This window comes from Nostoc sp. CALU 1950 (assembly GCF_051172895.1).
Lineage (GTDB): Bacteria > Cyanobacteriota > Cyanobacteriia > Cyanobacteriales > Nostocaceae > Nostoc > Nostoc edaphicum_A.
Map to the genome: position 1 here is coordinate 1 of NZ_JBDNJQ010000374.1, position 1,296 is coordinate 1,296.

Sequence of the window (1,296 nt, forward strand, 5' to 3'; positions counted from 1 at the left end):
GACTTGAAGAGTTTCGTCAAGTAGCTTACAAATATTTAGGTAGAGCCAAAGATGCGACCTTTGAATTAACAGATGCCATATTGCTGACCCGCACTGTCTATTCCTTAGCAGACTTATCCTTATCACCAGTATTCAGACGCAAGTGGCCAAGTATTTATGAAGCGCTACAAGATAGCAGACCGCAGCGACAGAAATTGATGCAGTTATACATCAAACAGATACCAGTAGAGGGACGACCCTTGTTAGCAGGCGACCACACAAACTGGCCTCGCCCTGATGCAGTAACGCTACAAGAGAGGACTTATGAGCATAGTGGCACATCCATAGCAGAAAATAAACCGATTACCATTGGTCAAGGATATAGCACAATTGCTTGGATACCAGAAAAATCAGGTAGTTGGGCCCTACCCTTGAGACATGAACGGATCACAAGTGCCGAAAGTCCAATTCAGAAAGCGGTTTGGCAACTTAAACAGGTGTGTAAGCATTTAGCCGTTAGACCAATTTCAGTTTGGGACAGTGAGTATGGTTGTGCCCCTTTTTTGTTAAAAACTGCGAGTATTCCAGCAGATATTTTGGTACGATTGCGTTCAAATCTTTGTTTATGGGGCGAGCCAGGAGCTTATTCGGGTAAGGGCTGTCCCAGGAAACATGGTGATAAATTCAAGTTGAATGAACCAACAACATGGAGCCAAGTAGCATCTGTCTTCGAGGTAGATGATCCGAAACTAAAACGGGTACGGGTTAGCTTGTGGAAAAATCTGCATTTCCGTAAAGCGGTGACGCGTCCGATGTCAGTTTTAAGAGTTGAACGTCTTGATGTTCAAGGTAATCAACGAGTATCGAAACCTTTGTGGTTAGCTTGGGCAGGAGAAGAAATGCCTCCCTTAGAAGAAGTTTGGCAACTTTACTTGCGTCGCTTTACAATTGATCACTGGTATCGCTTTTTAAAACAACGACTCCACTGGACTGTTCCCAAGCTAAGTACCCCCAAGCAATCTGAAAGATGGAGTGACTTAATGCCCCTGATGACTTGGGAGTTGTGGTTAGCCCGTGATATCGTTACTGACAACCCTTTACCCTGGCAAAAATCAATCGATAATTTGACTCCTGGACGAGTCGCTCAAGCTATGGGTGGAGTTTTTGCGGTGATTGGTACTCCAGCCCTTCCACCCAAACCTCGCGGAAAGTCCCCTGGTTGGGAAGAAGGAAAAAAGCGTCACCGTAAAAACCGATGCCCGATTGTTAAAAAAACAGTAACACGACCACGTAAAGAAGCATCTGTTGCTGTTTAAT

General features: G+C 44.8%; 1 protein-coding gene. It reads left to right on the forward strand.

Annotated elements, in window-relative coordinates; translation table 11 throughout:
- A partial coding sequence (locus ABF638_RS37980) for an NF041680 family putative transposase (protein ID WP_435027884.1) occupies positions 1-1,295 on the forward strand: 1,295 nt, incomplete at its 5' end.
- Position 1,296 lies beyond the last annotated feature (1 nt).